This is a genomic window from Candidatus Saccharimonadales bacterium (assembly GCA_036397795.1).
Taxonomy (GTDB): Bacteria; Patescibacteriota; Saccharimonadia; order Saccharimonadales; family DASWIF01; genus DASWIF01.
Map to the genome: position 1 here is coordinate 1 of DASWIF010000074.1, position 4367 is coordinate 4367.

At 48.7% G+C, this 4367-nt stretch carries 6 protein-coding genes; 4 read left to right on the forward strand and 2 right to left on the reverse strand.

From position 1 onward, the window contains the following. Positions 1-258 precede the first annotated feature (258 nt). Positions 259-1632, forward strand: a complete 1374-nt coding sequence (locus VGA08_04105) for a phospholipase D-like domain-containing protein (protein ID HEX9679773.1) — start codon at positions 259-261, stop codon at positions 1630-1632. A 178-nt stretch (positions 1633-1810) separates the two neighbouring features. Next, positions 1811-2005, forward strand: coding sequence for a KGG domain-containing protein (locus VGA08_04110; GenBank protein ID HEX9679774.1), 195 nt, complete (start codon positions 1811-1813; stop codon positions 2003-2005). 159 nt (positions 2006-2164) lie between these two features. On the opposite strand, the gene VGA08_04115 is transcribed toward VGA08_04110, so the two are convergent. Both VGA08_04115 and VGA08_04120 read right to left on the reverse strand, forming a co-directional pair. Then, positions 2165-2638, reverse strand: coding sequence for an ImmA/IrrE family metallo-endopeptidase (locus tag VGA08_04115; protein HEX9679775.1), 474 nt, complete (start codon positions 2636-2638; stop codon positions 2165-2167). Beyond that, positions 2631-3488: an ROK family protein gene (locus VGA08_04120; protein HEX9679776.1), complete on the reverse strand. Its 858-nt coding sequence runs from the start codon at positions 3486-3488 to the stop codon at positions 2631-2633. The genes VGA08_04115 and VGA08_04120 overlap by 8 nt, the downstream gene beginning before the upstream one ends. Positions 3489-3546: 58 nt before the next feature. On the opposite strand from VGA08_04120, the gene VGA08_04125 reads away from it, so the two are divergent. Both VGA08_04125 and VGA08_04130 read left to right on the forward strand, forming a co-directional pair. After that, positions 3547-3912, forward strand: coding sequence for a hypothetical protein (locus VGA08_04125; protein HEX9679777.1), 366 nt, complete (start codon positions 3547-3549; stop codon positions 3910-3912). Between the two features lie 163 nt (positions 3913-4075). Continuing rightward, on the forward strand, positions 4076-4367 hold a 292-nt coding region (locus VGA08_04130), incomplete at its 3' end, for a S1 RNA-binding domain-containing protein (protein HEX9679778.1).

Consider the following 4367-nt stretch of genomic DNA (forward strand, 5'->3'; position numbering starts at 1 on the left):
GAGCTTAGCATCGTCTGTTTTTTAAAACCACTGCCAATTCCCTTGGTTCCGGCCGTCCTCCATCCGCTCAAAGTATACTTTAGGGCATCGTTAATAACAGCATTTAATCCCTGTGTCATTTGCGACGATAAAGTCTATCAAAAATGCTTGTGGTCTTGAAAAAATATAGAAATCTTTTATATTAGGGGCCAAGCATTAAATTAGGTGAGGTCGTGCGGCCGCTACCGCGGGGTCGCACTATTAATTTTTATGAGTCGAATGTCAAAAGTAAACACAACCGCCGCCGCTCTGTTACTGGCAGGCAGCGCGATCAATGGAGCAAGTCCTGAAGCCGAGACGGCCATATATGAACCTCCCCGGGAGTGGATAACAGATGGGACGGAACAGACCGAGCTACGGTTAAGCTCGGTTTTACCACTTGGTCGCGTGGCAGTTGGACCTGAGTTAGAGCCAGGCGAGCCTACTAAAGTTCCGCCAAACGGTTATGACCAGGCAGCCGAAAAACGATCAGTTGAAGTAGCGGCAGAGACGTGGCAGCCAGAACTAAAACTCAATCTTAAAGAACTTTCCGGTGAGTTCGACCCCGAGAAAATAGCGATCGACAAAGGTCCGCTTAAGTATGAGATTTATCGAATAGGACCCGGCTACGACTTTACGGCGGAATCGCTATTTGTTGACTTTATAGATTTAGCGGAGGGTGAATTTCGGGCATCATATTATATCTTTCAGGACGAAGCAGCTATTGAATCGGTCTATAAGGCTATTGAACGAGGCGTCACGGTCAAGAATCTGGTTGTCGAGGGGACAAACACCGTAAATCCGAATAATAGCCAGTCCGGACTAACACATAAGATGTTGGAAAAAGTTAATAAAAAAGCTGGCGAAGAAGTGGTGACGTTTTGTCAGGCTAGCTGTTTTAACGAGCGCGGTAATAACCACGCCAAAGTGTTTACTATCGAGCGGGCTGGCGACGACGAACATCTAGCGGTTATTACCTCCGCCAATCTATCGGTTGATAATCAAGCGTATGACGTAGCCGTTGTCATCAAAAACAATCGGGAAGTCTATGACTTGGTTAGCAGCTATATCGATGATCAAGCTGTACACGGCAAAGAGGATAAAACTGTCAAAGATTACGGCGGATTCGTGTTCTTAGACGCTAACGCCGCTATTTACTTTGGACCCGGCCGGGAAGAGCCATACACCGAGATACTGGATCGGGCTAACTGTGATCATAGGGGGAGACCTAATAAATTTAAAAAGATAGCCATGACTGGTCTGTTTGACAAAAGATCAGAAGTAATCGGCCAACTGGGCGATTTATCGCAGGCCGGTTGTGAGGTTGATACTATCACTAACATCTATCGGTCCAAAGAGGCTCACTTTATCCTGGAAAGCCTCGGTGTAAACAGTATCCTTACCAGTTATCCCGATACTTGGCACGGTAAAATGCTTAACTTGATCATAACAATCGAAGGCCAGGACTATTACATGAGCGCCGCAGGCTCGGCCAACGCTTTGGGTAAACCGGGCAGAACTGAAGACCTGGCAGTCTTCACTTGGTCATCGGTCAATCAGGGGCCAACGCCGATGTATAAGTTCATCAAGAGATACGTCAAAGACCACTCGTAGGCCAAAAGTCACGTCAATCAAGTTGTAACTCCAACGAAATGTTAAATAATATCTTCAAGCTTTTTAATGAAAAAAACCATTTGTAAATATTGACACGAGCGGTTTGAAGTGCTAATGTTAGGCTCAATCCAGAGGTCTGGAGTTTAAAACATCATGGGTGGGAGAATTAGGAGCCATGATGGCTGGGACTAAAAAAGGCGGTCAAAAAGCCGCATTAACAAACCGAAAACGCTACGGCGCGGACTTTTACGCCGCAATCGGGCGCAAAGGTGGCAAAAACGGCCGGACTGGCGGTTTTTACGCTAACCGCGAGCTAGCTAGAGAAGCCGGCCGCAAAGGCGGCAGAATTTCTCGACGCCGCAAGGCCGCTTAGAACTTATCTAAGCGCCCCACGAAGAACACCCCTGTCAAGATGGAGTCACATCGTCTTGATTGGGGCTGTTTTTTTGATAATTTTTCAGCCGCGACGGATGCGCTGCTTGACGCCACCGCTCGAGGCGGATCAATAATAACGACACAGAGCCCTGGTTTTTTAGGATCTGGACGCGTCTGACGGGTTTTTTATAGCCTGGCGGGTGATCCGGCAGGCCTGAGAACGAGGTACACGCCACTCGCTACCGCAGTTAAAACAGCTGTAGTGATTAATATCAAGTTGCAGCGATGTGTTAGAACAAACCGGACAGCGACTGCGTTTAATCAGCCACTCGCGATAGGTATCCATACAGTTTTCGACGTGGTCGTAGTCGATTAAAATAGCATAATTAGCCGCAATTTTTTGTGCCTCGTCCCAGGCGGCTCGCTCGATTTTTAACAGTTCAAGATCACTTGCGTAATCCGTATGCCCGAGTATGGCGTGGCCGAGCTCATGGAGCAACGACCACATGCCGGATTGGGACCTAAGAGCTGAAACCGGATAATTTATGGTGTTGGTTGAAGGTGACCAGCTGAATTGGCTAGCCGCCGAGAAGTTAAACTGGGCGTAGTCGTTTGATAAGCGTTTAACCATCGAGTTCGTCCTTCAATAGTTCCCAACAACCGTAGACCACGGCCTCTTGCGGGTGTCGCGCTTGAATGATTCGGGGCAGTTCAAACATCTTCTCTTTGAGTTTTTGCATCGAGTCAGTTAGGTGAGAGTGATATTTTGGCAGATACTCACCAATACTGCCCCCGATAATTATGACCTCTGGTACCATCAATGCGGAGATATTGCTAAGCCCCAAGGCAATATTAAAGGCAACTTCTTTCCAGGCGGCCTCGTCTTCTAGCTCCCGGGCGTATTTGCCATATTTTTGCTTTAGTACCCGGCCAGAGGCGATATCTTCCCAGGGCAGGAGTCTGCCGTTTTGTTCAAAATGCATATAGCCGCCCTCGCTACGGGCAAAGTGCGGATCAATCCTATTATCGATGATGACACCGGTACCGATACCGGTGCTGATGGTAACGTAGACGACGCTGGCCGCCGGGGGCTTAAGACGCCGCGCTTCGGCTAGACCGGCCAGATTAGCGTCATTGTCGACTAGTACCGGCAGATCAAAAGCGGCTTTGACCGTTTTAGTCAACGGAACGTTATGCCAGGACAGATTACCAAAAATGATACCGTCACCGGTCCGATAATCAACTTGGCCGGGCGCCGCGATACCGATACCCTTAACCTCGTCTGACATAAAATCCTGCCGCAGCGTCTCGACTAAATCAGCGGCGAAGTCTTTGAATTTTTCTTTCGTCGGGTATTTTTCTCGTTTGACGATCTCTCCCTCTTGATTGAGCAGGGCAATCAGAGTTTTCGTCCCGCCAATATCGACACCGATATACATCTTAGCCTCAAGCATAGCACAACTGACAGCCGGCATAGACATATCATGTAAATATGCTAGAATATCACTAATAATGGGTGGGAGAAGGTGAAAAAATTTAATGGACAATGCCCGCTCTACGCTATCAAGATTTAGTGGTTTCGTGTTGTTTATCATCGCCTTGGCGATTGTCGGAGCTTTGATTATACTGACGGTCCGCTCGGCTGATGACGACACTGGTGTGGTTGAAACGGATGACATCAGCGAGATCGCTCAAACCACCACTAGCGACGATCAGACGGCCGCTGACGAGCCGCCGGAGGATGAGCAAGCCGCCAATTCTAACAACGGTACCGTCCAGGACGAAGATTTGCCCAATACCGGCCCGGAATCGGTCCTATTGGCCGCTATTGGTATCGCCGCCGTCAGTTATGGTTCACTCAAGCTCCGCGAGTCCAAAACCCAACTCCGAAACAGCTCGCTCTAGCCCCTCTTTACATCTGTAGTCACATCTAGTAGGATAAAGGTAATCTATAGTCGGTGGTTTGGCTTTCAAATCGTCGCTTGAGGCCGATAGTGCCTGAGAGCGCGATCTTGAATGGCCGGCCGTGGCCACAGAGCGTACGAACTAAGGAGTGATTGATTAAACTATGGCGATTAAAACAACGACCAAAACCCCAGCCGTTACGATGGACACGTTGCTCGAGAGCAATGAAGTTAGCGTTTTAGTCCCCGGCGACGTAATTGAAGCCAAGATTACTTCAGTGAAAAAGCATGAGATATGGGTCGACTTAGGACTGCATGGCGTCGGTTTGGTTGTCCGGCGGGAAATCGGCTTTGGTAACAACGATATAGAGGTCGGGCAAACGGTACCGGTCAGCGTGATTGAGCCTGATATGCCGGAAGGCTATACCTTGACAAGTTTACGAAAGGCCGTCAAAG